We start from the raw sequence: 24290 nt of genomic DNA, 5'->3' as shown, positions 1-24290 counted from the left end.
TTATTCTTCGATGCCCGCGGTGCCTGCGGGTTCCAGCGTGACGAGCGCGATGTCGTTGCTGCGCATCGGCACCGTGACGCGCGTCGATCCGTTGCGACCGACCCGGACGGTCCGCGCCTGTTCGGGCAGATCCTGCGTGGCCTGCTCGAGCCCCTTGCGCTGCGCGGGATCGAGCGACGCGGGCATGCCCATGTCGATATAGAGCGAGAGCGGGTCGTTCCGGCGATAGCCGGTCCGGCGGATGGTCAGCCGGTACGTCCCCGCAGGCACATGGTCGAAGGTCAGGGCGATCGGTCGGGCCGCGACCGCGGGCACCTGCCGGGTGTAGAAGGGCTTGTTGCTCAGCGTCTGGACCGGCTGTTGCCAGTCCCAAAGCACGGCCGCGATCCGCGCGCCATCGGCGGCGGCAAGCACCGTGTCGTCCGCCACGGGTATCGCGCGGCCCTTGAGCGCGTTCAGATATTTATACGCGAACCAGGCCGGCTTGCGGATACCCTCGCGGTTCATCAACCCGAACCCGCCATGGAAGGGCGTTGGCGGCGGGCCCGGCTCCTCGAACAGGTCGGTATAGGTCCAGTAGCTCATGCCCTGCGCATAGGCCCGCGACTGCTTCAGCTTAGTCAGGATGTACGGCGCGCTGATATAGCTGTCATGGACGAAGTCGCGCGGCGTGTAGCTCGTGCTCCATTCGGTGAAGTAGAGCGGCAGCCCCGGATAGGCCGACGCCTCGATCTGCTCGCGAACGCGGCGCACGTCGCCGACCACCGCGTCGGGCGACGCCGACAGCTTGGTGTCCTGTTTGCCCTCCTCGTCGAGAAAACCGCCCTCGACGCCATAGGTGTGCGTCGTCACGAAATCGATCGGCACGGCGTTCCGCTTCGTAAAGGCGAGCAGCTCGGGCACCCAGGCCGCGCCCGCGGTCGATGGCCCACCCACCCGCAACGCCGGATCGATCGCCTTGATCGTCCGCGCGGTGTCCGCATAGAGATCGAAATACGCCTTCTGATCGGCCTTTTCCCAGAACCCGTCGAGATTGGGCTCGTTCCAGACCTCGAAATACCAACGGCGAACCTCGTCGGCGCCATAACGCTGCCGCACATGGCGGACATAGGCATCGATCAGCCCGCGCCACAGCGCCGGATCGGGATGCGAGGTATTGCCCTTCCAGTAGAAGATCGTCTGCTCCGACGTCCGCATCGCATTGGGCGTGAAACCGAGCTCGACGAAGGGCCGGATCTTCTTGGCGAGCAGCGCATCATAGAGCTGATCGATCTTCGTCCAGTCATAGACGATCCCCGCATCCGTCTTGCGCACCGTGCCGAGGACGTCGTGGAAGATGTCGTGGAAGCGGATGTAGCGGAAGCCGAGCTCGTCGACCGCGGTCTTGAGCTGCGCCTGGCTGTCGCTGCGGATCAGCGTGCCCGGGAAATCCGAACCGATCGACAGGTCGAAGGATCGATCGACCGGGCCTGCGACCTTGGCGGCATCGATGACGACGCGCCGTTCGCCTCCGCCGGCAACGGGGGCCGCTGCAGCCGGTAGAGTGCTCAACGCTACGACTATTGACGCAGCCATTCCCGCGCTCGACGCCCACCGCATACCCGCTCCCGTTCTTATACGAATTGCTATGATGGTAGCGCGATCAGGCGGAAGGGCAAGCTTTGTCCGACAAATAAGCTTTTTAGCGATCGCGGCGACGTGTAGATCGGATTAGGCCGCGGTCCGCAGCGGTGCCGCACAATGTCCGGCGATGAAGTCGGCGTGGCGCGGCATCGCCTCGGCGGTCTTAGCGACCATCTCCCGCACATGGTCGAGGAACAGGGCGCTCTCCGCCACCGGCAGCCCCGCGGTCAGCGGATCGACCGACGCCGGCCAGATACCCTGCCCGAGCAGGACCGCAATCCAGCTGTCGGGGGTGAACAATTCGCCCTGTTCGCGAAAGATCCGCGCCCGTCCCGCCCAGAGATCGAGCTTGGCCTGCAGCGACGGCGGCAGCGTCATGCTCTGGCAATGCCGCCAGAACGCCGAATCCGTCCGCGTCGTCGCATGGTAGTGAAGGATGATGAAGTCGCGGACCTGATCATACTCCCGGAGCATCTGCCGGTTATATTCGGCGATCTCCACCGCGCTGAAACCCGTATCGGGGAACAGGCTCATCAGCCGCGCGATACCCGACTGGATCAAATGGATGCTCGTCGATTCCAGCGGCTCGAGAAAGCCGCCGGCCAGCCCGATCGCGACGCAATTGCGCTCCCACAGCCGGTCGCGCCGCCCCGCGACGAACCGCAACTGGCGCGGATCGGCGAGCGGCGGGCCGTCCAGTCCGTCCAGCAGCACCCGCAGCGCGGTCTCGTCGTCGACATGGTCGCTCGCATAAACATGGCCGTTGCCGACGCGGTGCTGAAGCGGGATCCGCCAGCGCCAGCCGGCCGCTTCCGCGGTCGCGCGTGTATGCGGGGCCGGCGCATCGCGGGGTGCACTCGGCACCGCCCAGGCGCGATCGCAAGGCAACCAGTGCTGCCAGCTCGTAAACCCGACGTCCATCGCATCGCCGAGCAGCAGCGATCGAAACCCGCTGCAATCGATGAACAGGTCTCCGTCGATCGCGCGCCCGTCCGCGAGCCGGACCGCCTCGACGAAGCCGGTCCCGCCATGCCGATCGATCGCGACCACGCGCCCCTCGATCCGCACCACCCCCGCGACCTCGGCAAGGTCGCGCAGATATCTGGCATAGAGTGCGGCATCGAAGTGGAAGGCATAGGACAGCGTCGACAGGACCGATTGCGGATTGGCCGACGGTCGCGTGAAACGCCCGTTGCGCGCCGCGACCGTGGACAGGCAATAGTCGCCGATGGCTTCCGGCATGCCGGGTTGCGCGAGGCCCGCCTGACGCAGCCAGAGCTGATGGAAAGCCACCCCCTCGACGTCGCGGCCATGCGTGCCGAACGGGTGGAAATACGCGTCGCCCAGCCGCCCCCAGTCGCGAAACTCGATCCCCAGCTTGAACGTCGCCCCCGTCGCGCGGACGAAGTCGTCCTCGTCGATGCCGAGCATCCGGTTATAGTCGAGCAGCGAGGGGATCGTCGCCTCGCCGACGCCGACCGTGCCGATCTCCTCGGATTCGACCAGCGTCACCGCGACGCCGCTCTCGACCAGCCGCGCCATCGCGGCGGCGGTCATCCACCCGGCCGTTCCTCCGCCGACAATGACGATCTTGGTGATGCGGGCCGGGCCGGGATCGGTCACGCCGCCGCTCGCGCACCGAAATGATGGTGCTGCGCATAGGCGACCAGATCGCGGTTCGACGGCAGGTTGCGGACCGCATAGTCGGCCTGACGCCGGACCTCGGCAAACGCACGCCGGGCATCCTCGGCATAGCGCAGCGCGCCGGCCTTCGCGCTCAGGTCGGTCTTCCAGCCCATGCCGTACAGGACATATTGCCAGCTGGCGTCGGTGAAGATGTCGACTTGCCCGTCGATGTCGAGCTCGTTGGGTGGCCGGAACCGCCACCGGTCGAGCAGCTCGAGCAGGCTGTCGGGGACCGAGGCGTCGGCCACATTGTCGCGCCAGAACGCCGTGTCGCGCCGTTCCGAGATGCAGTAGTGCAGCTTGATGAAATCGAGTGCGCGCTCGTAGCGGCGCAGCATGTTGGCATTGAACTGGCGCGCCGACGTCTCGTAGTCGCCGCCCCAGGGGAACAGGTTCGCGATCATCCCCGCCGAGACTTCGGCAAAGGCGATCCCCGTCGCCTCGAGCGGCTCGAAAAACCCGCTCGACAGCCCGACCGCGACGCAATTCTTGACCCAGTTGACCTCGCGGTACCCCGCATCGAACTTGAAATGGCGCACCTCGGCCTCGTCGCCGCCCGCGCCCAGATAGCCGCGCAGCACGCGTTCGGCGGTCTCGTCGTCGCTATGGTCGGACGAATAGACGTGCCCGATGCCACGCCTGCGATCGAGCCCGATGTCCCAGATCCAGCCCGACTCCTGCGCAGTCGAAATCGTATAGGACGCGATCGGATCGCCGGGTTTTGCATAAGGCAGCTGCGCGGCGATCGCGCGGTTGCAGAACAGCACGTCGCGGCACGACCGGAACGGCACCTTCATCGCCTTGCCGATCAGTTCGGCACGAAAGCCCGTGCAATCGATATAGAGATCGGCGTCGAGCATCCCGTTCCGCTTGGTGCGCACCCCGCCGATCGCACCATCCTCAGCGAGCACCACCTCGGACACGGTGTCGGTCAGATGCCGGACACCGTTCCTGACCGCATGCTCGCGCAACAGCCCGGCGAGCGCCACCGCATCGAAGTGAAACGCGTAGTTGAGCGGCCCGACATAATCGGGGTTGGTCGCCAGCTTGGGCGCGCGCATCGCATCCGCGGCCTTTTTCTGCGGATTGGAGACCTCGTCCCAATTCTCCGCGCCGCCATGCCCCAGCAGCCAATAGGGCAGCAGGTCGAGGCCGTCGCTCGCATCGGCGACCTGGAACGGGTGTGAGTAATGATCGGGGCGGCCCTGCCCGGGCGCGTGGCGCCAATGGACGAACTTCGCCCCCTGCTTGAACGTCGCGCCGCATCGCCGGATCAGCTCGGCCTCGTCGATGCCGATCGTCGCCAGGGTCCGCCGGATCGTTGGGAAGGTCCCTTCCCCCACGCCGAGGATGCCGATGTCCTGCGATTCGACCAGCGTGATCGAGACCCCGCCCGCCAGATCGGCGCCCAGCCGCTTCGCCAGATAGCCCGCGGTCAGCCAGCCGGCGGTACCGCCGCCAACGATCAGGATCCTCTTCCGCATCACGCGCTCCGCTCCGTCCCCTGCCGACAGCGCGTCGACAGGGGACGCATCATCGTCAGAAGGCGAGGTTTATGCCAGTGCTGATACGGCGATCGGCCTGGAACCAGCTGCGCCCGACCAGCTTGCCGCCGGGATAGCCACCCATCAGCGTCCGCTGCGTCGCGGCGGTTAGGTTGGTCCCCTGCACGCCGAACGAGAACTGGTCGTTCACCTTGAACCGCACACCGGCATCGACCGAGCCATAATTGCCGCCATAGATGGGCAACGCGATCTGCGTCGACGCATCGAGGCCGCCATCCTGGTTGGTCACGACGCCCGGCGCGCTATAATAGGTATAGGTGCCGTTCGTGCCGTTGCTGTTCGTCGACAACAGATAGCGCGAGCGCCAGGAATAGGCGACGCGCAACGAGATCGGGTTGCGCTCGTACAACAGCGTCGCGTTCAGATTATGCTTCGACAGACCCACCAGCGGCGCGTCGTTGCGAGCGGCGCCGGTGATGTCGCGGTAGACATCGCCCGGATTGCTGCTCTTGATGAAGGTGTAGTTGCCCTCGAACCCGATCCCGGCAAGCGCACCGGGCAGCATGTCGAGGAAGAAGCGGCCACCGGCCTCAACGCCCTTGACGGTCGCCGCCTTGGTCGAGTTGACATAATCGGTGGCCGATGCCGCCACATTCTCGGTCGTCCCGTCGGTGAACTGGATCGTGACCTGCCGGCTGGTCAGCGCATAGATCGGCAGGTTGGTCAGCCGCTTGTAGAACGGGGCCAGATGGAAGGACGTCCCTGCCCGGCCGTAATATTCGAGCGAGAGGTCGACATTGTTCGACAGCGTCGGCTTCAGCAACGGATTGCCGGTGTCCGCGGTGAAGTTGTTGAACGTCCCGATCCCGCCGGGCGTCTGGCTGGGGGTCGTTGCCACGCCGATCGAACCCGACGCGCGCAGTGCGTTGAAGCTCGGCAGATCCATCGTGATGTTGTAGCCGCCGCGAACCTTGATCCGGTCGGTGGGCGAATATTCGAGATTGATCGACGGCAGCACGCGCGTGAAGTCCGCCTTGCCGCCGCGGGCGAGGAACGTGTTTGCCAGCGTCACCTGCGCGCCGTTGCGAATAAAGACGGTCCCGCCATTCTGCTGGATGAACCCGCTGCCTTCATTCTCGATATGCACGACACGCACGCCGACGTTACCGGAAATGCCGCGTGCGCCTTCCTCGGGTCCGAAGCGGAGCAATGCATAGCCCGCGATATTCTCGGTACGATTGTTGACCTGATCGCCCGGCAGGACGAACCCGACAGGCCGGATCGCCAGCGTGCCGTCGGGGTTGAACTGGCCGCCATAGCCGGTGACCGGGAGCTGCCCCTTGGACGAGCAATTGCTATAGAGAGGGCTGGCCACGTTCGGTGTCGCGGGGTTGTTGTCGTCGTCAACGGTCGCAGGGCCGCAGAAGCCGGCGGGCGGTGCAGTCACCAGCCCGGTACGGTTTTCATTGAACCGCGACGCCAGATCCTCCGATGCGAACATCAGGTTGCCCGGCAGCGTCGTGTTGCCGCGGAAGAAGTCCTTGAATGCATGGCTGGCGACGTCGCCCGGTGCCGCATTGGCATAGGTAAGCTGCGGATCACCGTTCCAGCCGCGACCCAGCGCGGTCCAGTTATAGCCGTTCGACAGATCGCGCTCGGTCCGCTTGGCATAGCGGCCGCCGACCTTGACCGACCGGAAGAAGCTGTTGTCGAACGTATATTCGGCATCGAGCTGCCCTGAATCGAGCCGCCCCTTGTTCCGTTCGTTGTGCGGCATCGACGCCGTCCAGAAATAATTGGCCGGATCGGCGAACGACGCCTGCGTCGCAGGACTGACGGTGATCTGCGGCAGGTCGCCCGTGAGATCCATGCCGAAGCTCTGGCCGAAGCCGACGTCGCGGAAGATGTCGAGGCGATCATAGATCTGCCGCGAATCGACGCGCTGCAACGATCCCTTCAGCGACACATGGCTGTCTGTGGGTGCCCAGACGAACGACAGCGAATAATCGCGCGTCCGCGTGTTGCTCTCGACGAACCCCTTGTTGCCGCTGCTGTTGACCGACCCACCCGTCGGGGCAAACGTCGCCGTGTCGCGGTTGAAGAGCGCGCTCGTCTTGGTAAGCAGGCCGTTGCTGTCGAACGAGCTGCTCGCCGGATCGACCGCCAGAGTCTGCGAATCCAGCTGCGTACCGTAATCGCTCGACTGGCTCTTGTAGCGCGACTGGAAGAAGCTGCCGGTGAAGGTCAGCGATTCGGCCGGCTGCCACTGTGCCGCGCCATAGATGCCGTAGCGCTTGTACTGGAACGCCTCGTCACCATAGGCGAATCCGCTGGGGACGTACCGCTCGTTGCCATCGCTGAGCTTGGTCTTGAAATACGGGCTGACGCGGATGAACTGCGATAGCGAGCTGAACTGGCTGAACGCGACGTCGCCGAGCAGGCCGATCCGGCCGATCGGCGTATCGAACGAATCGGTGATCAGGACCGATCCCGACGGATCCGCCTTGTTCGCCATGTCGCCGAGCGCGAGTTCGCCGGTGCCAGCAATGTGGAACTTGCCGTTGAAGTCGAACGGCATCTTGGTGCGCAGGTCGATCTGGCCGCCGGTGCCGCCCTCGATCAGGTCGGCCGTCGATGCCTTGTAGACGTCGACCGCCGCCATCAGCTCGGGCGTGACGTCGCTCCAAAGGATCGCGCGGCCGTTGTTCGCGCTGAAGATCTCGCGGCCGTTCAGCCGCGACGCGACGCCCGTCAGGCCACGGACCTGCACGCCTGACCCCTGCACCGAATAATGGTCGGGATCGCCGAGCGCGGCAAAACGGACGATCGAGACGCCCGAGACGCGCTGCAGGACTTCGGTGATCGAGTTGTCGGGCAGCTTGCCGGCATCATCGGCGACGACCGAATCGACGATCGTCTCGCTGCGACGCTTGCGCTCGTCCGCTGCCTCAAGCGCGGCGCGACGGCCGGTGATGACGATATCACCGTCCCCGGTCGCATCGGCGGCGGGTTGCCCGACCTCCTGTCCCGGCGTCGCGGCCTGGGTCGTGTCGGGCGACACGGTCTGCGTTTCCGCCTGCGCCCATGCAGCGCTGCCCGCGCCTGCTGCCAGCAGCGCCGCAAGCGACACACCGACCCGCATCGCGATCGCCACACGCCCACGTGGCCCCGAATTCAGAACGAACGCCTTCATAACCCCTCCCCATGCCGCAGCGCATCAGACGCACCACATCAGCAACGGCGCATCTGTAAACGAATGCTACCGCTACCGCCGTTAGGCTGATCTGATTTAGAAGACAATAGAGACAAAGCGAGGATGTGAGACTTAAACGAAAGCAATCAAATCATAAATTGATTTTGTTAAAACCAAGCAAACACGCAGCTGTGAGCCGATATTTGCGACACGGGTGCTTACCTTTGTTGCTGAGTGCCCGCCGGCCCGTCAGGCTAGCCTGGTCCCGTATCCATTGCCCTCGTTGGGCGCACCGGCCTTCGGGTCGCAGTTGGGCGCTATCTCGGATAGCGATATCACGGCCGGGTCGCGCGTGGTGCGCACAAGACAATCGGGGCGTGTGGACGACCACACGCCCCGCGAGATGTTACCAGATATGAACGCGGTCGCCGGGCGCCAGATACAGCGCATCGCCGGGCTTGACCCCGAACGCCGTATACCAGGCATCGACGTTACGGACGATCCCGTTAACGCGGTAGAAGGGCGGCGAGTGCGGATCGGTGAGCAACCGTGCGCGCGCGGCGCCCTCACGCAGCTTCGCCTGCCACGCCTGCGCGTAAGCAAGGAAGAAGCGCTGGTCGCCGGTCAGCCCGCCGATCACGGGCGCCTTGCCATGCTCCGCCTGGTATTTCTGATACGCGGCATAGGCAGTCTCGACGCCACCCAGATCGCCGATATTCTCGCCCAGCGTCAACGCCCCCTTCACGCGGACACCCAGGATCGGCTCATAGGCATCAAACTGCTTCGACAGCGCGGCGGTGCGCTGCGTGAAGGCGGTGCGAGCAGCCGGCGTCCACCAGTTCTCGAACTTGCCCGTCGCGCTGAACTGGCTGCCCTGGTCGTCGAAACCATGCCCCATCTCATGCCCGATGATCGCGCCGATCGCGCCGTAATTGACCGCCGCATCCGCCTTGGGATCGAAATAGGGTGGCTGCAGGATCGCCGCGGGGAAGGTGATCTGGTTGTTGAGCGGGTCGTAATAGGCGTTCACCGTCTGCGGCGTCATGCCCCACAGCGTACGATCGACGGGCTTGCCGAGCCGCGAGAGGTCGAGCTGATGCTGGAATTCGCCCGCACGCATCGCATTCCCGACCGGATCGCCCCGGACGACGTTGAGCGATGAATAGTCGATATATTTGACCGGGTGGCCGATCCGCGGATCGAACGCGGCGAGCTTGGCCAGCGCCTGGGTCTTGGTCGCGCCATCCATCCAGCTGTTCGCGGTGATCCGCTCCTTGTACGCGGCGCGCAGGTTGGCGATCAGCTCGCTCATCTTCGCTTCGCTCTCGGGCGGGTAATGCCGCTTCACATAGACTTCGCCGACGGCCTCACCCATCGTGCCGTTGACCAGCGCGATGCCGCGCTTCCACCGCGCGCGCTGCTGCGGCTGGTCGGCCAGCGTCTTGCCGTAGAAATCAAACGTCGCCTGATCGAACGCCTTGGGCAGCGCACCGGCGCTTGCAGAGGCGAGGCGGAACTTCATCCAGTCCTGCCACGTCGACACGGGCGTCGCGGCAAAGATCTTGCCGAGCTCGGTCAGCGCGGTCGAGTTGGTCATGTAGACGACCGGGAATTGGGCATAGCCCGCGGTCGACAGCAACAGCGGCCAGTCGAAATCGGGCGCCAGCGCCTTGCGGCCCGCCGCATCCATCGGCTTCAGCATCGCCTGCAGGTCGCGCGACTGGACCGGCGACCACTGGACCTTGGCCATCGCGGTTTCGAGCGCGACGATCCGGTCCGCCCTGGCCGACGCATCCGCCACGCCGGACAGCGTCAGCATCTTCTCGACATAGGCGCGATACGCCGTGCGGAAGGTGTCGTATTTGGCGCCCTGCTCGAGATAATAATCCCGGCCGCCCATGCCGAGCGACCCCTGCCCCGCGGCCACCGCATAACGCTTCGGATCGGCGGGATCGGGCAGCTGCCCGACCTCGACCGGCGACGCATAGCCGACCGTCGAGAACAGCGTCTGGAGCTTCTGCTTGTCGGTGGCGGCGTCGATCTTCGCGAAATAGGGCTTGAGCGGCGCGGCGCCGGCGCGCTCGATCGCGGCCTCGTCCATGAAGCTCGCATAGAGATCGCCGAACTGCTTGGCCCCGGCGCCGACCGCGGCGGGATCGCGCGCGGCATCGTCGAGGATCGCGCGGACCTGCTGCTCGGCCTGATCCGCCAGGATCACGCTGCCGCCCGCAGACGTGCGATCCGGTGCGATCGCCGTACGCTTGTCCCAGGCACCGTTGGCGTGCGTCCAGAAATCGTCACCCGGCTTCACCGCCTTGTCGGCGGCGGTCAGGTCGATCCCGAAGCTGCCATAGCGCGCGCCCGTCTGGGCCAGACCAGGTGCGGACAGGGCAAGCAGCGCCACCCCCAACGACAGACGCGAAATACGATTGAACGACATCATAGCTCCTCCAGAAAACCGGGGTTGGATCCCCGAAATGATATGAACGGTACGCATGCGTCAGGCGGGCGTACGCTGCATCAACCGGGCCAGTGCGGCGAGGTTGGGCTTCTGCCCCGCATTGAGCAGGCTGGCGCGAAACACACGCGCGAGCAAGACGAACTCGATGCCGATGAACACCGCCAGCATCAGGCCGCTGCCGACGATCTCCATGGTCGAAACCCCGCTGCCGAGCCGCGCGAGCATCGTGAACGGCGTGTAGATCGGGATCCAGGTCAGCACCTTGATCGCGGTCGCGCCGCTGTTCGACAGAATGCCTTGCGCGACGACCGTGAACGGCATCGCGATGACCAGCAGCACGGGCGTCAGATAGCTCTGCGCATCACGCATCGAATCGCTCATCGCACCGATCGCCAGCAAGATCATCGACACCATCAGATAGCCCGCGAGGAAGAAATACAGCATCACCAGGATGATCCAGGGCGAGGCGAGCGGCGTGAGTGCGACGTGCAGGAACGCGCCGACCGCCCCCTGCGTCGCCACCGCGGCACCGGTCGCGCACAGCCCCCAGACCAGGACCATCGTCAGCCCGACCGCGACCGTCCCCGCGAGCTTGCCATAGAGCAGCTCGTCGGGGCTGATGCAGGCGAGCACCGTCTCGATCAGCTTGTTCGACCGCTCCTCGACCAGCCCCTGCAGGATCCAGTTGCCCGACAACAGCAGCGACATCAGCAGGATATAGGCGCTGAGCAACGGCACCACCGATCGCACCAGCATCCGTTCGCGCCCGCCCCCAGGCGCCGGGGTTGAGACTGCGATCGCCGGGACCAGACTGGTCGCGATACGCGCCTGATCGCGCGCAAGCCCGGTCGACTCGAGATAGGCGGTGCGCAGGTCCTGCGTGAGCACGGTCTGCAACGGCTGGACGAAATTCGCGCCAGGCTGCTCGCTCGACCAGAGCCACACATCGGCGGTCTGCACGCCGAAGCCGCGCGGGATATAGACTGCATAGTCGATCGGCTTGGCCGTCTTGTCGCCGAATTCGCCCGGCTGGAGCAGCGGCTTGAGCTGCGCATCGAGCGCGCCGGGCGCCGCGCGCGCGATGGCGGGCGGCGTCGGCAGGACCACGAAATCGGCCTCGGGCGCATCGAACTTCGGCGTTTCCGAGGTCGTCGCCGGCCGCATCGCCGCCAGCGCGGCAGGCAGGCCGCCGGCCTTCACGAACGTCGCGACGTCGGCATCACCGAACAACCGGTCATGCTGCGCCCACAGCGCGCCCGGAACGGCACGATCGAGCCCGTAGCGCTGCGCGTAACGCGACAGCGCGGTCAGGATCCGGCGCTGGTGATCGGTATCGAGCCGCGCGCGAATCGCCGCCGCGGCACGGCCATCGGCATCGATCAGCATGACGCGCTGGGTCTTTTCGGACTGTGTCAGGCGGCTCGCGATCGGCCCGACCGCCAGTGCCAGCGGCAGGATCAGCAGCGTCAGCCAGAAGCTGCGCATGCCCGTGATCTGTCGGAACTCGCGCATCGCGACGAGAAGGATATTGTGGGTCATGCTGCATGCTCCGCCATAGCCGGGTCGGCAGGCCCGGCTGGAGGGTTGCCGACAAGATGGAGAAAGACGTCGTGCAGGCTGACGCGGTGCTGGTCGAAACGCCGCAGCGTCACGCCCTGCTCGGTCAGGCATTGCAGCACGTCGGCAGGATCGATCCCCTCGGCCAGCGTCACGTCATAGTCGCGCCAGCCCTGCGCATCGGCCGCACCGGGCTCCGCGCGCTCGACGCCGGGACACCGCATCGGCGTATCGCGCGCGACGATCGTCAGGCGAGCCGGCAACCGCCCGCGCGCCTCCGCCTGCGTGCCTTCGAACACCTTGCGCCCTTGCGAGAGCAACAACAGCCGGTCGCACAGCCGCTCGGCATGCTGCATCACATGCGTCGAGAACACCACGGTCGCCCCGCCCCGTGCGGCCTCCAGGATCTCGTGCTCCAGCAGCCCCTGGTTCACCGGGTCAAGACCCGAAAAGGGTTCGTCGAGCAGCAGCAGCTTCGGGCCGTTGACCAGCGTCGCGGCGAGCTGGACCTTTTGCGCCATGCCCTTGGACAGCTTGTCGATCTGCATCTTGGCCGATGCCGCAAGGCCGAACCGGTCGAGCAGCGCATGGCCCTTCGCGCGCGCCGCGGCCGCCGACATGCCCTTCAGCCGCCCGAAATAGGTGACGGTGTCGATCGCGGTCATTCCGCGGTACAGCCCGCGTTCCTCGGGCATGAACCCCAGATCGGCGGCATTTTCTCGACCCGGTGGACAGCCGAGTACCGAGATCCGCCCCGCCGTCGGCCGCACGATGTCGAGCACCATGCGCAGCGACGTCGTCTTGCCCGCGCCATTCCCGCCGAGAAAGCCGAAGATCTCCCCCGGCCGTACCGCAAAACTCAGCGCGTCGACCGCGGTCCGCTCGCCGAACCGTTTCGTCACCCCGTCCAGAACCAGTGCGTCCATCGGACCATCCCCCCCGTTTAAATTCCGTCTTCGCCCCGTTCATCCTCGTCGACGACCCGCAGCAGATCGCCCGGCTGGCAGTCGAGCACGCGGCAGATCGCCTCCAGCGTCGTGAAGCGGATCGCCTTGGCCTTGCCCGTCTTCAGGATCGACAGATTGGCGAGCGTGATGCCGACCGCCTCCGACAACTCGGTCAGCGTCATCCGCCGCGCATGCAGCATGGCGTCCAGGCTGACCGCGACCGGCATCAGACCGTCATCGCCAGGTCGTCGCGCATCCGCGCACCGATCCGGAAGACGCGCGCGAGCACGAAGATCATCACGACCGCGATCCACCCGCCCAGCGACGGCGTCCATCCGGTCACGTCGAGCTTGAGCAGCGAGATCCAGCGGACCACGCCGCCAAAGGCGAGATCGAGGCATTGCAGCGCCAGCAGCGCCCAGCCAATCCGCGCGAGCCGCGTGGCATTGTCGTCGACGAACGGATCCCCCGCCTCGACCGTCGCGACGATTCGGAGCAGGTTCGAGAAGATCGGATGCAGCGCGACGCCGCCGGCGATGCCGACGAACAGCATCATGCGGATCGCCAGCACCGCCTGGTCCAGATCGAGCATCGCGCCGTATTTATGCGCCAGCCGCGCGCCCAGCATTTCCTGCATCGGCCAGGACAGCAGCAACGCCAGCGCGAACACCGCGGCGCAGACGATATTGAGGACCAGCATCAGCCGAAGCAGCCCCGTCGCCCCCCAAAGAACCCGATCCCTGTTCATCGCCGCCCCCGCCTGCATATTGCAAAACGATATGGGGCCTATCGATAAACGGCAAGTCGATTCATTGGTCCATTTTGGTCGGGACGCTCATCGCCTCATGGCGACGGCAAAACGGCGCGCGATCGGTCTGATCGCGCGCCGCATCGTAAACGGTGCCGCCACCCGCCGCGCCGAAGCGGGGGTGACGTCACGCGGTTGGGCTCAGTAGTGGATCGAGCGGCCGTAGGCTCCCAGCACGCTCTCGTGCATCATCTCGCTGAGCGTCGGGTGCGCGAACACGGTTTCCATCAGCTCGGCCTCGGTCGTCTCGAGCTGGCGTGCGACGACATAGCCCTGGATCAGCTCGGTGACCTCCGCGCCGACCATGTGCGCGCCGAGCAGCTCCCCGGTCTTCGCGTCGAACACCGTCTTCACGAAGCCCTCGGCCTCGCCGAGCGCGATCGCCTTGCCGTTGCCGATGAACGGGAACTTGCCGACCTTCAGATCATAGCCGGCTTCCTTGGCCTTCGCCTCGGTCATGCCGACGCTCGCGACCTGCGGGCGCGAATAGGTGCAGCCGGGGATGTTGGCCTTGTCCATCTGGTGCGGCGAACCGCCCGCGATCTTCTCGACCGCGATGATGCCCTCATGGCTCGCCTTGTGCGCGAGCCACGGCGCGCCGGTGACGTCGCCGATCGCCCAGATGCCGTCGACATTGGTACGGCCATAGCCGTCGGTCTTGATGTGCCCGCGGTCGGTCTCGACGCCGAGCGCTTCAAGCCCGATATTCTCGGTGTTGGGGACGATGCCGATCGCGACGATCGCGTGGCTGAACGTCTCCTCGACGACCTTGCCGTCCTTGTGCTTGATCTTCGCGGTGACGCCGCTGCCCGATGGCGCCAGGCCTTCGAGGCCGGTGCCGGTCAGGAGCTTGATGCCCTGCTTGGTCAGCGCCTTGTCCATGAACGCGGAGACTTCCTCGTCCTCGACCGGCAGGATCCGCGGGAGCATCTCGACGATCGTCACGTCGGCGCCCATGTCGTTGTAGAAGCTGGCGAACTCGACGCCGATTGCGCCCGATCCGATGACCAGCAGCTTGGTCGGCATCTCGGTCGGCACCATCGCGTGACGATAGGTCCAGATCGTCTTCCCGTCGGCCTTGGCGAACGGCAGGTCGCGTGCGCGCGCGCCGGTGGCAACGATGATGTTATTGGCTTCGAGCTCGACGGTCTTGTCGCCCTGTTTGACGCTCAGCTTGCCTTTTGCGGTCACGGTGCCGACGCCTTCGACGACGGTCACCTTGTTCTTCTTCATCAGGCCCTTCACGCCCGCATTCAGCTGGCCCGCGACCTTACGGCTGCGGTCGACGACCTTGGCGAGATCGAAGCCGACATTGTCCGCCTTCAGACCATAGCTCTCGGCGTTCTGCATGTAGTGATAGATTTCCGACGTGCGCAGCAGCGCCTTGGTCGGGATGCAGCCCCAGTTGAGGCAGATGCCGCCCAGGCGCTCGCGCTCGACGATCGCGACCTTGAGGCCGAGCTGGCTCGCGCGGATTGCCGCGACATAGCCGCCGGGGCCCGAACCAAGGATGACCAGATCATAGGTGTCAGCCACGTGGAGAGTCCTTCAAGTGAATCAGTTGGAAGCGGGCGGCACGGGCCGCGGTTTGCGGTCGTCGCCGACCGCGACGAAGATGAAGCGCGCCTGTGTCACCTTGCAGCTGTCGTTGCTGTGCCGCGCGCGGCGCCACGCCTCGACCTCGATCGTCATCGACGTGCGGCCGACCGCGATCAGCTCTGCATAGACCGACACCTCGTCGCCGACGACGACGGGCATGTGGAATTTCATGGCGTCCGCCGCAATGGTCACCGCACGCCCGCCGCTGCGGCGCGAGGCGACCGAACCGGCGGCCAGATCCATCTGCCCCATCAGCCATCCGCCGAAGATGTCGCCGTAAGGGTTGGCATCGGCGGGCATCGCGGTGACGCGGATCGTCGGCGCCTTGTCGGGGGGCAGGTCGGTCACGCGTGGCTCCTGCTGGTCTGTCGGTCGAGGATGCGAGCCTGCCGCAGCGGCCCGATGCCCATGATCACGGTCACGACCATCGCCGCCGCCCCGCACCACCAGATCACGTCCTGCCCGAGCGGATAGGACCAGGCCGCCGCCCAGGTGATCGCGACCGCGACGCCGAGCCCGACGAGGATGTGCAGGATCTCGATGAGCGTCCTGGTCATGGCGCGACCCGGCCCGACCCCGTTCGTGCCGAGCGAAGTCGAGGCACATGGGACTCATGCCCTTCGACTTCGCTCAGGGCGAACGGGAGAGGGGCCACAGCGGTCACGGTCTTACGCCAGCATGCCCAGCGGGTTCTCGACGAGCTGCTTGAACGCCTTCATGAACTGCGCGCCGTCCGCGCCGTCAATCGCGCGGTGGTCGAAGCTGCCGGTCGCCGACATCACGGTCGCCACGGTGAGCTCGTCGCCGATCACATAGGGACGCTTCTCGCCCGCACCGATCGCGAGGATCATCGCCTGGGGCGGGTTGATGACCGCGTCGAACTGCGTGATGCCGAACATGCCCATGTTGCTGATCGAGGCGGTGCCGCCCTGATATTCTTCGGGCTTCAGCTTGCCGTCGCGGGCGCGGGCGGCAAGGTCCTTCATCTGCGTCGAGATCGACGACAGCGAGGCGGTGTCCGCACCGACGATGATCGGCGTGATCAGACCCGAGGGCGTGCTGACCGCAACCGAGATGTCGGCGCGCTGGAAGCTGATGAGCTGGTCGGGCGTGAACATCACGTTGCAGGTCGGGACCTGCATCAGCGCGACGGCCTGCGCCTTGATCAGCAGATCGTTGACCGACAGCTTCACGCCGCGCGCTTCGAGGCTCTTGTTCAGCTCGCCGCGCAGCTTGAGCAGCGCGTCGAGGCGCACGTCCACGGTCAGGTAGATGTGCGGAACGGTCTGCTTCGATTCGGTCAGGCGGCGCGCGATCGTCTTGCGCACGTTGCTGAGCTTGGTCGACTCGTGCGGGATATCCGGCACGACCGCGGGCTTGGCCGCGGGTGCTGGCGCGGCAGCGGAGGCGGCCGGTGCGGCGGCTTCGGTCGCGGCGGCAGGTGCGGCCCCGGGCTTCGCGCTGTCGACATCAGCCTTGACGATGCGACCCTTCGGCCCCGAACCCGACACCGAACCAAGGTCGATCCCCTTGTCGGCGGCGAGGCGGCGGGCGAGCGGGCTCGCCTTCACGCGGTCACCGCTGGCGGGCTTTGACTCGGGCTTGGACTCGGATGCGGCGCCCGCATTGGCGGGACGACCATGATCCTCGGCCGACGTCTCGGTCCGGGCGACGGGCTTGGCCTCGCTGCCGGTGTCGTTGGGATCCTTGGGATCGGGCTTGGCCTCCGATTCCTTGGCCGCGGGAACGGGCGTCTCGCTCTTGGTCGGCGCGGACACCGAGGACGCATCCTCGCCTTCCTCGGCCAGGATCGCGATGACGGTGCCGACCTTCACATTGTCGGTCGCCTCGGCCACCAGGATCTTGGCGATCACGCCTTCGTCGACCGCTTCGAATTCCATCGTCGCCTTGTCGGTCTCGATCTCGGCCATGATGTCGCCGGACTTCACCGTATCGCCTTCCTTCACCAGCCATTTGGCGAGGGTGCCCTCCTCCATGGTCGGCGACAGGGCAGGCATTTTGATCTCGATCGACATGGAGGTCCCCAGGGCGTTACGTAACGGCATGCCTACTCGCGCCCCCGCCCGTCCGGGTCAACCCCGCGAAGCCGCCTTCCCCTTGCGCGAACCGCATCTGCACGGCACCTAAGCCCGATAAACAGGGGAATATGATGCGTGTCTATCTCGTGGTCATCGACGAGTCGCCCGAGGCGGGTATCGCGTTGCGCTTTGCGGCGCGGCGCGCGGTGAAGACCGGCGGCGGCGTCGAGATCCTCACGCTGATCCCGCCGCAGGAATTCATCGCGTTCGGCGGTGTCCAGGCGACGATCGAAGAGGAGGCGCGGCTGCATGCCGAGGGCCTCGTCGCCGCCGCAGCGGGCACGCTGATCGAGGAATCGGATCTGCGCCCGTCGATCACCGTGCGCGAGGGTGAAGGCCCCAAGATCATCCGCGAGATGATCGCCGCCAACCCCAATATTGCCGCGCTGGTGCTCGGCGCTGCGGCGAGCGGTGCGCCGGGTGCGCTGATCGCGCATTTCTCCGGCACCGATGCGGGTGCACTGCCCGTGCCGGTCATGATCATCCCGGGGTCGCTGACCAGCGAGGCGATCGACCGGCTGAGCTGACGGCGGCGGAGATGACGGAGGCGGAGGGCTAAACCGAGCGAATCCAACACTCCCCGCTTGAGCTCCCCGGCCGAAGCCGCCACGGTGACGCCGATGCCGATCCTCGCTCTTCCGCTGCTCGCCGCAGCCGCCGCCGCGCTTCCCGCGCCCTCCGCCACCCGCCTCAAGGCCGATGTGACCGCGATGGTCGGGTTCGGCACGCGCCACACCGCATCGACCACCACCGATCCGAAGCGCGGCATCGGTGCCGCCCGCAGCTGGGCCGCGGCGCGCTTCACCGAGATCGGCCGCGCCTGTGGCGGCTGCGTCACCGTCGAGCGGATCGGCCGCACCGTGTCGGGTCCGCGCGCACCGACCGGCGTCTATGTCGAGGACGTGCTGGGCATCCAGAAGGGGCGCGATCCGAATCGCGTCGTGATCGTCGGCGCGCATATCGACAGCCGCGTCACCGACGTCATGAACGTGACGAGCGACGCGCCCGGCGCGAACGACAATGCCTCGGGCGTCGCGCTCGTGCTCGAAGCCGCCCGCGCGCTGTCAAAGCGGCAGTTCGACGCGACCATCGTCTATGCGGTGTTTTCGGGTGAGGAACAGGGGCTGTGGGGCGCGGAGCTGCTCGCCGACACCGCCAAGGCGCGCGGCTGGACCGTCACCGCGATGCTCAACAACGACATTGTCGGCAACACGGTCGGCCAGGGCGGCGTCCGCATGGCGTCGAGCGTCCGCGTCTTTTCCGAAGGCATTCGCGCATCCGAAGACCTTGCCGCGCAGATCGGTCGTCGCGCCGAGGGTGGCGAGGACGATGGCCCCAGCCGCGCGCTCGCCAAGACGATCGACGGCGTCGCGGGCACGATTCCCGGCGGGCTCGACGTGATGCTCGACCGTCGCCCCGACCGGTTCGGCCGCGGCGGCGATCACGAACCCTTTCTGAAGCTCGGCTATCCCGCCGTCCGCTTCTCGGTCGCGGCGGAGAATTGGGATCGCCAGCACCAGGACCTGCGCACCGAAAACGGGGTCGACTATGGCGACACGATCGCCGGGATGGACTTCCCCTATCTGGCCAAGGTGACCGCGATCAACATCGCCACGCTCGCCCGCCTCGCCGCCGCGCCCGCGGCACCGGGCGACGTGTCGATCGCGGGTGCCCTGTCGCGCGACACCCAGGTCAAATGGGCCGCGGTTCCGGGTGCGGCAGGCTACCGAGTCCGCTGGCGGCGCAACGACACGCAGGACTGGAAGGACGTGCGCGACGTCACCGGCACCGAGACGCTGCTCGCCCAGACCCCCGTCGACGACCATTTCGTCGGCGTGTCCGCACTCGGCGCGGATGGCAGCGAGAGCGTCGTCAGTTTCGCGGGCCGCGAACGCCGACGCTGAGCGCTATCGCGCCGACCCCAGGGTGCCGCCCCGCGTCCGGCCCGGTCCGCGACGCGGGGTCGTCCGCCGATAGGTCACGGGTTCGGTGATATATTCGGTCGTCGTCGTGGTCGTCGTGACCGGCACCGACTGGACGGTGACCGTCGTCGTCCCGTCGCCGGCATAGGCGTCGCTGCCGGGATAGCCGCCGCCGGTGGTCGTCACGGTGGTCATCCCGTCGGGCGACACCCATGTCCCGCCACGCTGCTGGACGGGCGGCAATGGCTGGTCGCGATAGGCGGCCCCCGCAAAGTCCGGCGCCGCTTCGACGCGGGTCGTCACATAGGTCCGCCGCGTTACCGGCCGCGGCTGGCGGCGGGCATAGACCCGGTCGTCCGCCCGCCCGTCAAAGCTTTGCACGTCATAGCGCGGGGCGGCATCGCCGCCGACGGCGCCGTTCCAGTCGATCCCGGCACGCGTATCGAAGATCGATCCCCGCGCATCGATCAGCACCGCGTCGTCGAAATAGCGCGTCCAGCGATAGCCCGGCGGCGGCGGCACGAGCCCATAGTCGCGCCAGTCGACGATCCCGAACCGCGGCGCGATCCAATAGGCCGGCAGCGCCCAGCCCCGGTACGGCCGACGATAGCCGCTCCAGCCGCCCGGCGCGTTCGCCCCTGCCGACCAGCGACCATCGACGCTGCTGCCCCGGCGCGCGTCGCGGGACGCGGCGGGCTCCGGGCTTACGCTGACCGCGCTGCGGGCAGGAACGGGATAAGTCGCACCGGGCCGCGATGCCCCGTCCGGACGCCGCTGCGCCTCGGCCGTCGTGCCCGCCACCGCCATGATCAGTGCGAGACCGACGATCACCTTCATGCGCATGACATCTTCTCCCCTGACGCACCGTACGCTTCAGGGCAGCGTCCTATGCTGACGCAGTGCGTACCAAAGCCGCTCTGGCACGGCCAGCCGCAACCCGGTCCCGATTCGGAGCAGGCGTCAGGTCGGGGCGTCAGCCGATGCGCGACGCCAGCAACGCGACCAGCGCTTCGCACCCGGCTGCATCCTCGGCATCGAACCGTGCCGGCTCGGGGCTGTCGAGATCGAGCACGCCGATCAACCGCCCGTCGCTGACGACCGGCACGACCAGCTCGGACCGGCTTGCCGCGTCGCAGGCGATATGTCCGGGAAACGCATGGACGTCCTCGACCAGCTGGGTCGTCCGCGCCGCCGCCGCAGTGCCGCACACGCCCTTGCCCATCGCGATCCGGATACAGGCGACCTTGCCCTGGAACGGCCCCAGGACCAGCTCGCCCTCGACCGCACGGTAGAAGCCCGCCCAGTTGAGATCGGGCAGATATTCCCAGACCAGCGCGGCCGCATTCGCCATGTTCGCGATTGGATCGCGCTCGTCCACGGTCAGCGCGTCGAGCGCCGCGAGCAGGTCGCGGTACAGATCGGCCTTCGAACCGCCGGAAATATCGAACTGGTACATCATCGCCTCTTGTCTGCGGTTAGTCTTCGCGAACCCGCCCGCGCCCGGCCTTGACCGAACTGCGGACCTTCTTCGTATCCACCCGCCGTGCCTTGGCGGCGCGGGAGGGCTTGGTCTTGACCCGGTGCGCGTCACGGTGCTGCGCCTGCGCGATCAGTTCGAGCACGCGGTCGCGCGCATCGGCGCGGTTGGCCTCCTGCGTGCGAAACCGGCGCGCGGTGATGACGAGCACCCCCGCCGCGGTCATCCGGCTGCCCGCGACCAGCCTCAGCCGGCGATAGGTTTCGGGGTGCAGGCCCAGCGCGAATATGTCGACGCGCAACTGGCACGCGGTCGCCACCTTGTTGACGTTCTGCCCGCCCGGCCCCGAGGCCGCGAGGAACTTCTCCTCGATCGCCCCCTCAAGCAGGGAGGCGTCGATCACGTCAGCCATTATCGGGTTCGGGACGCGGATCCGGCGCGGGTGCGTCCTGCGGGGACGGCGTCGCCTCGACGCCCGGTTCCTCGCCGAAGCCCGCGGTCGCGAACCGTTCTGGCAGCGGCGCGATACCAACGACATCGGCCTTGCCTGGCCGCGGCACGACCAGCCGCTGCGCGTGGAGCATCATGCCCAGGCGATCCTTCTGGCCATAGACCGGATCACCGACGACTGCTGCGCCGAGGCCCAGCGCGGCATGGACACGGATCTGATGCGTCCGCCCGGTCTGGGGGATGAATTCGACCAGCGAGCGCCCGTCGCGGGTCGCAAGCACGCGCCAGCCGGTCCGCGCCGCCTTGCCCTTGGCGTCCTCGACCATCCGCCAGCCCTCTTCGGCGCTGCTGATCTTGCCGAGCGGCATGTCGATCGTCCCGGTCTCTTCGGCGGGGACGCCGTCGAGCACCGCGAGGTAGCGCTTCGAGACCAGGCCCTGCTCGAACGCCTGCTGCAATCGCGCATGCGCCTTGGGATTGCGCGACAGCAACAGGCAGCCGCTCGTGTCGCGATCGAGCCGGTGCACCGGCATCGGCCAGCGCTGGAATCCAAATTTGAGACTTTCGAGATGATTCTCGAGGCTCAGCGAGCCGTCACGAGGAGGATCGACCGGCAGCCCAGCGGGCTTGTCGATGATCAGGGCCTCGCCGTCGAGGAAAAGTACGCGTTCACCATGCATGTGCCGCCCTTGCCAGCATCTGCGCCCGCATGCCAGAGCCCGCACGATGTTGCGTAGCCCCCTAGTTCTTTCGTTGCTGCTGATCCCGGCCGCCGCCAATGCGCAACTCTGTGCCGGACAGAGCGCGGCGATCGCCGCCGATGGTCGCGCGTTCGGGCATCTGCCTTACGGCGACGCCGCCCCGTCCGAGCTGGTCGCCGCCCCGTCCGACTTCGGCATCCACCAGACCTGCGTGGTCCGCCGCGACATGCTGCCCGACCTGCTCCGCCTGCTCGCGGCGGCCAAAACGGACCCGGCGGTGATGGGGGAATTGCGCGGCCTGTCGTGCCAGCGTTCGATCGCGCAGCAGCGCAGCGTGTTCTGCCGCGAGTCGGAAACATCGGCGGCCGAACGCGCGATCTCGGTCGCGCCGCCGGGTTATAGCGAGCATTCGACCGGCTATGTCGTCGACTTCGCCATCCGGCCCGCCAATGGCTGTCGCGATGCCGAGGCGTGCATGGCGGCGACACCCGCCGCGCGCTGGCTGCGCGCGAACGCGACGCGGTTCGGATTCGAACAATCCTTCCCCGGCGGCAACAAGCAGAACGTCAAATGGGAACCCTGGCACTGGCGCTGGGTCGGCGTGACCGCCGATGCACCCGGCGCGGCAAAGGCGCGGTTCGTGTTCGCCAGGGCGCGGCGGCTCTATCCTGCCGACCCGGCGATCCTGCCCCCCGCGCCCCCGCCCGTCGTCGCACCCGCGGTGCCGGCCGCGCCCGTCCCGGGGCCCCCGCCCGAAAAGGGCAAACGCCGCAAGCGCTGATCCCCCCGGTCGCCCGGAGGGATCACTCGCGCTTACTTCAGCTTCGCGGCCGTCTCGGCGATCCGCTTGCCCTGGTAGCGCGCACCGTCGAGTTCGACGCTGCTCGGCATCCGGCTGCCATCGCCATCGGAGATCGTCGTCGCGCCGTAGGGCGAGCCGCCCTTGACCGCGTCGACGCCCATCTGCCCCTGGAAGCCATAGTCCAGACCGACGATCGTCATGCCGTGATGGAGCAGGTTGGTCAGGATCGAGAACAACGTCGTCTCCTGCCCGCCATGCTGGCTCGCGGTCGAGGTGAACGCACCGCCGACCTTGCCGACCAGCGCGCCGGAGAACCACAGGCCACCGGTCGTGTCCCAGAAGGACGCCATCTGCGCAGGCATCCGCCCGAACCGGGTCGGTGCACCGACGATGATCGCGTCATAGTCCTTCAGTGCATCGGGGCCCTCGATCTCGGCATGCGCGCTGTCGGTCTTGAAATGCGCCGACTCGACGACCGCCTGCGGTGCGGTCTCGGCGACCCGGCGGATGTCGACTTCCGCGCCGCCCGCGCGCGCGCCTTCGGCGACGGCATCCGCCATCTGCTCGATATGGCCGTAGGACGAATAATAGAGAACCAGAACCTTGGTCATGTCAGTCTCCTCAAAGGCAGACCATCCCGGCACAGGCCGGAATGGTCATAGGATGATCGGTAAAATTACTCGGAATCCACCAGAACGATCTCGGCCTCGTCGAGTGCCGTGATCCGCACCGTCTGGCCGCCCGAAAGCGCCGCACCGTCGCGCGTGTTGATGGTCTCGTCGTCGATCGTGATCGCGCCGGTCGCCGGGACAAGATAGGCGTGACGCCCCTCGCCCACAGCATAGTCGACACTGTCGCCCGCCTTCAGCGTCGCGGCCAGCACCCGCGCATTCGCCCGGATCGGCAGCGCGTCACCGTCGTTGGCAAAACCGCTTGCCAGCGTCACGAACTGCCCCGAGCGCTCGCCCTTGGGGAACGGCTTTGCACCCCAGCTCGGCGAACCACCCTTGCGGCTGGGCTCGATCCAGATCTGGAAGATCGTCGTCGTCTCGGGCTCCAGATTATATTCGGCATGGCGGACGCCCGAACCGGCACTCATTACCTGGACGTCGCCAGCCTCGGTGCGGCCCTTGTTGCCGAGCGAGTCCTGATGCGTGATTGCGCCGCTGCGGACATAGGTGATGATCTCCATGTCCTGGTGCGGATGCGGCGGGAAACCCGAATTGGCGGCGATCTGGTCGTCGTTCCAGACGCGGATCGCGCCCCAGCCCATCCGCGCAGGATCATAATAGCTCGCGAACGAGAAATGATGCCGCGCATTCAGCCAGCCATGATCGGCATGGCCCAGGCTGTCGAAGGGGCGGCGGTCTACGGTGTTGAGAGTCGTGGTCGTCATGAGAGGTCTCCACTTGTTGGCACCAAGATAGACACTGGCATCGCACCGTAAATAGAAACGCTGG

At 66.7% G+C, this 24290-nt stretch carries 22 protein-coding genes; 3 read left to right on the top strand and 19 right to left on the bottom strand.

Features of this window, described 5'->3' with window-relative positions:
- The 13 genes from NEF64_RS05410 to NEF64_RS05350 form a co-directional block, all read right to left on the bottom strand.
- Nucleotides 1–1551: a GH39 family glycosyl hydrolase gene (locus tag NEF64_RS05410; RefSeq protein ID WP_320466483.1), complete on the bottom strand. Its 1551-nt coding sequence runs from the start codon at nucleotides 1549–1551 to the stop codon at nucleotides 1–3.
- 159 nt (nucleotides 1552–1710) lie between these two features.
- Nucleotides 1711–3246, bottom strand: coding sequence for a tryptophan halogenase family protein (locus NEF64_RS05405; protein WP_056406111.1), 1536 nt, complete (start codon nucleotides 3244–3246; stop codon nucleotides 1711–1713).
- Nucleotides 3243–4793 (bottom strand): tryptophan halogenase family protein, encoded by a 1551-nt coding sequence (locus tag NEF64_RS05400; protein WP_056406110.1) that lies wholly within the window; start codon nucleotides 4791–4793, stop codon nucleotides 3243–3245. Before NEF64_RS05400 ends, NEF64_RS05405 begins: the two co-directional genes overlap by 4 nt.
- 55 nt (nucleotides 4794–4848) lie before the next feature.
- The gene (locus NEF64_RS05395) at nucleotides 4849–8007 is read right to left on the bottom strand and encodes a TonB-dependent receptor (RefSeq protein ID WP_056406109.1); all 3159 of its coding nucleotides are present in this window, start codon (nucleotides 8005–8007) and stop codon (nucleotides 4849–4851) included.
- 406 nt (nucleotides 8008–8413) lie between these two features.
- Nucleotides 8414–10447, bottom strand: a complete 2034-nt coding sequence (locus NEF64_RS05390) for a M13 family metallopeptidase (RefSeq protein ID WP_200912167.1) — start codon at nucleotides 10445–10447, stop codon at nucleotides 8414–8416.
- A 60-nt stretch (nucleotides 10448–10507) separates the two neighbouring features.
- Nucleotides 10508–12007, bottom strand: coding sequence for an ABC transporter permease (locus NEF64_RS05385; protein ID WP_056406108.1), 1500 nt, complete (start codon nucleotides 12005–12007; stop codon nucleotides 10508–10510).
- Nucleotides 12004–12951: an ABC transporter ATP-binding protein gene (locus NEF64_RS05380; RefSeq protein ID WP_056406107.1), complete on the bottom strand. Its 948-nt coding sequence runs from the start codon at nucleotides 12949–12951 to the stop codon at nucleotides 12004–12006. Before NEF64_RS05380 ends, NEF64_RS05385 begins: the two co-directional genes overlap by 4 nt.
- Nucleotides 12952–12968: 17 nt before the next feature.
- Nucleotides 12969–13199 carry a helix-turn-helix domain-containing protein gene (locus tag NEF64_RS05375; RefSeq protein WP_031393448.1) on the bottom strand — a complete coding sequence of 77 codons (231 nt, stop codon included), beginning with the start codon at nucleotides 13197–13199 and terminating at the stop codon, nucleotides 12969–12971.
- Nucleotides 13199–13720, bottom strand: a complete 522-nt coding sequence (locus NEF64_RS05370; RefSeq protein ID WP_252574686.1) for a DUF2975 domain-containing protein — start codon at nucleotides 13718–13720, stop codon at nucleotides 13199–13201. Before NEF64_RS05370 ends, NEF64_RS05375 begins: the two co-directional genes overlap by 1 nt.
- Nucleotides 13721–13921: 201 nt before the next feature.
- Nucleotides 13922–15316 (bottom strand): dihydrolipoyl dehydrogenase, encoded by a 1395-nt coding sequence (gene lpdA, locus NEF64_RS05365; protein ID WP_056406106.1) that lies wholly within the window; start codon nucleotides 15314–15316, stop codon nucleotides 13922–13924.
- Nucleotides 15317–15337: 21 nt separating this feature from the next.
- Nucleotides 15338–15679 (bottom strand): acyl-CoA thioesterase, encoded by a 342-nt coding sequence (locus NEF64_RS05360; protein ID WP_042466532.1) that lies wholly within the window; start codon nucleotides 15677–15679, stop codon nucleotides 15338–15340.
- Between the two features lie 44 nt (nucleotides 15680–15723).
- A complete protein-coding gene (locus NEF64_RS05355; protein ID WP_031393452.1) occupies nucleotides 15724–15936 on the bottom strand; it encodes a hypothetical protein in 213 nt (70 codons plus the stop codon).
- A 111-nt stretch (nucleotides 15937–16047) separates the two neighbouring features.
- On the bottom strand, nucleotides 16048–17415 hold the full coding sequence (locus tag NEF64_RS05350) for a pyruvate dehydrogenase complex dihydrolipoamide acetyltransferase (RefSeq protein ID WP_056406105.1): 1368 nt from the start codon (nucleotides 17413–17415) through the stop codon (nucleotides 16048–16050).
- A 134-nt stretch (nucleotides 17416–17549) separates the two neighbouring features.
- Here NEF64_RS05350 and NEF64_RS05345 point away from each other — a divergent pair, with 134 nt between their 5' ends.
- Nucleotides 17550–18005 carry a universal stress protein gene (locus NEF64_RS05345; RefSeq protein WP_031394497.1) on the top strand — a complete coding sequence of 152 codons (456 nt, stop codon included), beginning with the start codon at nucleotides 17550–17552 and terminating at the stop codon, nucleotides 18003–18005.
- 93 nt (nucleotides 18006–18098) lie between these two features.
- The gene (locus NEF64_RS05340) at nucleotides 18099–19382 is read left to right on the top strand and encodes a M20/M25/M40 family metallo-hydrolase (RefSeq protein WP_166746727.1); all 1284 of its coding nucleotides are present in this window, start codon (nucleotides 18099–18101) and stop codon (nucleotides 19380–19382) included.
- 3 nt (nucleotides 19383–19385) lie between these two features.
- On the opposite strand, the gene NEF64_RS05335 is transcribed toward NEF64_RS05340, so the two are convergent.
- From NEF64_RS05335 to NEF64_RS05320, 4 genes are all read right to left on the bottom strand, one after another.
- Nucleotides 19386–20243: an RcnB family protein gene (locus NEF64_RS05335; protein ID WP_056406104.1), complete on the bottom strand. Its 858-nt coding sequence runs from the start codon at nucleotides 20241–20243 to the stop codon at nucleotides 19386–19388.
- A 130-nt stretch (nucleotides 20244–20373) separates the two neighbouring features.
- Complete coding sequence (locus NEF64_RS05330; protein WP_056406373.1) at nucleotides 20374–20856, bottom strand: GAF domain-containing protein; 483 nt, start codon at nucleotides 20854–20856, stop codon at nucleotides 20374–20376.
- 19 nt (nucleotides 20857–20875) lie between these two features.
- On the bottom strand, nucleotides 20876–21289 hold the full coding sequence (gene arfB, locus NEF64_RS05325; RefSeq protein ID WP_056406103.1) for an alternative ribosome rescue aminoacyl-tRNA hydrolase ArfB: 414 nt from the start codon (nucleotides 21287–21289) through the stop codon (nucleotides 20876–20878).
- A complete protein-coding gene (locus NEF64_RS05320) occupies nucleotides 21282–22007 on the bottom strand; it encodes an RluA family pseudouridine synthase (RefSeq protein WP_056406102.1) in 726 nt (241 codons plus the stop codon). Before NEF64_RS05320 ends, arfB begins: the two co-directional genes overlap by 8 nt.
- Before the next feature lie 46 nt (nucleotides 22008–22053).
- Between NEF64_RS05320 and NEF64_RS05315 the strand changes: the two genes are divergently transcribed.
- Entirely contained in the window at nucleotides 22054–22809 is a 756-nt protein-coding gene (locus NEF64_RS05315; RefSeq protein WP_056406101.1) for a M15 family metallopeptidase, read from the top strand.
- 32 nt (nucleotides 22810–22841) lie between these two features.
- On the opposite strand, the gene wrbA is transcribed toward NEF64_RS05315, so the two are convergent.
- Together wrbA and NEF64_RS05305 are read right to left on the bottom strand one after the other, a co-directional pair.
- On the bottom strand, nucleotides 22842–23441 hold the full coding sequence (wrbA, locus tag NEF64_RS05310) for an NAD(P)H:quinone oxidoreductase (RefSeq protein ID WP_031439461.1): 600 nt from the start codon (nucleotides 23439–23441) through the stop codon (nucleotides 22842–22844).
- Between the two features lie 65 nt (nucleotides 23442–23506).
- Nucleotides 23507–24226, bottom strand: a complete 720-nt coding sequence (locus tag NEF64_RS05305) for a pirin family protein (protein ID WP_056406100.1) — start codon at nucleotides 24224–24226, stop codon at nucleotides 23507–23509.
- Nucleotides 24227–24290 lie beyond the last annotated feature (64 nt).

Source organism: Sphingomonas aerolata, from assembly GCF_023935825.1.
Classification (GTDB): domain Bacteria; phylum Pseudomonadota; class Alphaproteobacteria; order Sphingomonadales; family Sphingomonadaceae; genus Sphingomonas; species Sphingomonas aerolata.
The sequence above is the reverse complement of the archived record's forward strand: the minus strand, read 5'-3'. Positions and strand labels throughout refer to the sequence as shown.

Excerpts from the sequence above, each read along its gene's own strand:
- NEF64_RS05400 (WP_056406110.1), bottom strand. The coding sequence starts at position 4,793 with ATGCGGAAGAGGATCCTGATCGTTGGCGGCGGTACCGCCGGCTGGCTG.
- NEF64_RS05395 (WP_056406109.1), bottom strand. The coding sequence starts at position 8,007 with ATGAAGGCGTTCGTTCTGAATTCGGGGCCACGTGGGCGTGTGGCGATC.
- NEF64_RS05390 (WP_200912167.1), bottom strand. The coding sequence starts at position 10,447 with ATGTCGTTCAATCGTATTTCGCGTCTGTCGTTGGGGGTGGCGCTGCTT.
- NEF64_RS05385 (WP_056406108.1), bottom strand. The coding sequence starts at position 12,007 with ATGACCCACAATATCCTTCTCGTCGCGATGCGCGAGTTCCGACAGATC.
- NEF64_RS05380 (WP_056406107.1), bottom strand. The coding sequence starts at position 12,951 with ATGGACGCACTGGTTCTGGACGGGGTGACGAAACGGTTCGGCGAGCGG.
- NEF64_RS05375 (WP_031393448.1), bottom strand. The coding sequence starts at position 13,199 with ATGCCGGTCGCGGTCAGCCTGGACGCCATGCTGCATGCGCGGCGGATG.
- NEF64_RS05370 (WP_252574686.1), bottom strand. The coding sequence starts at position 13,720 with ATGAACAGGGATCGGGTTCTTTGGGGGGCGACGGGGCTGCTTCGGCTG.
- NEF64_RS05360 (WP_042466532.1), bottom strand. The coding sequence starts at position 15,679 with ATGCCCGCCGATGCCAACCCTTACGGCGACATCTTCGGCGGATGGCTG.
- NEF64_RS05355 (WP_031393452.1), bottom strand. The coding sequence starts at position 15,936 with ATGACCAGGACGCTCATCGAGATCCTGCACATCCTCGTCGGGCTCGGC.
- NEF64_RS05350 (WP_056406105.1), bottom strand. The coding sequence starts at position 17,415 with ATGTCGATCGAGATCAAAATGCCTGCCCTGTCGCCGACCATGGAGGAG.
- NEF64_RS05345 (WP_031394497.1), top strand. The coding sequence starts at position 17,550 with ATGCGTGTCTATCTCGTGGTCATCGACGAGTCGCCCGAGGCGGGTATC.
- NEF64_RS05340 (WP_166746727.1), top strand. The coding sequence starts at position 18,099 with ATGCCGATCCTCGCTCTTCCGCTGCTCGCCGCAGCCGCCGCCGCGCTT.
- NEF64_RS05335 (WP_056406104.1), bottom strand. The coding sequence starts at position 20,243 with ATGCGCATGAAGGTGATCGTCGGTCTCGCACTGATCATGGCGGTGGCG.
- NEF64_RS05330 (WP_056406373.1), bottom strand. The coding sequence starts at position 20,856 with ATGTACCAGTTCGATATTTCCGGCGGTTCGAAGGCCGATCTGTACCGC.
- arfB (WP_056406103.1), bottom strand. The coding sequence starts at position 21,289 with ATGGCTGACGTGATCGACGCCTCCCTGCTTGAGGGGGCGATCGAGGAG.
- NEF64_RS05320 (WP_056406102.1), bottom strand. The coding sequence starts at position 22,007 with ATGCATGGTGAACGCGTACTTTTCCTCGACGGCGAGGCCCTGATCATC.
- NEF64_RS05315 (WP_056406101.1), top strand. The coding sequence starts at position 22,054 with ATGTTGCGTAGCCCCCTAGTTCTTTCGTTGCTGCTGATCCCGGCCGCC.
- wrbA (WP_031439461.1), bottom strand. The coding sequence starts at position 23,441 with ATGACCAAGGTTCTGGTTCTCTATTATTCGTCCTACGGCCATATCGAG.
- NEF64_RS05305 (WP_056406100.1), bottom strand. The coding sequence starts at position 24,226 with ATGACGACCACGACTCTCAACACCGTAGACCGCCGCCCCTTCGACAGC.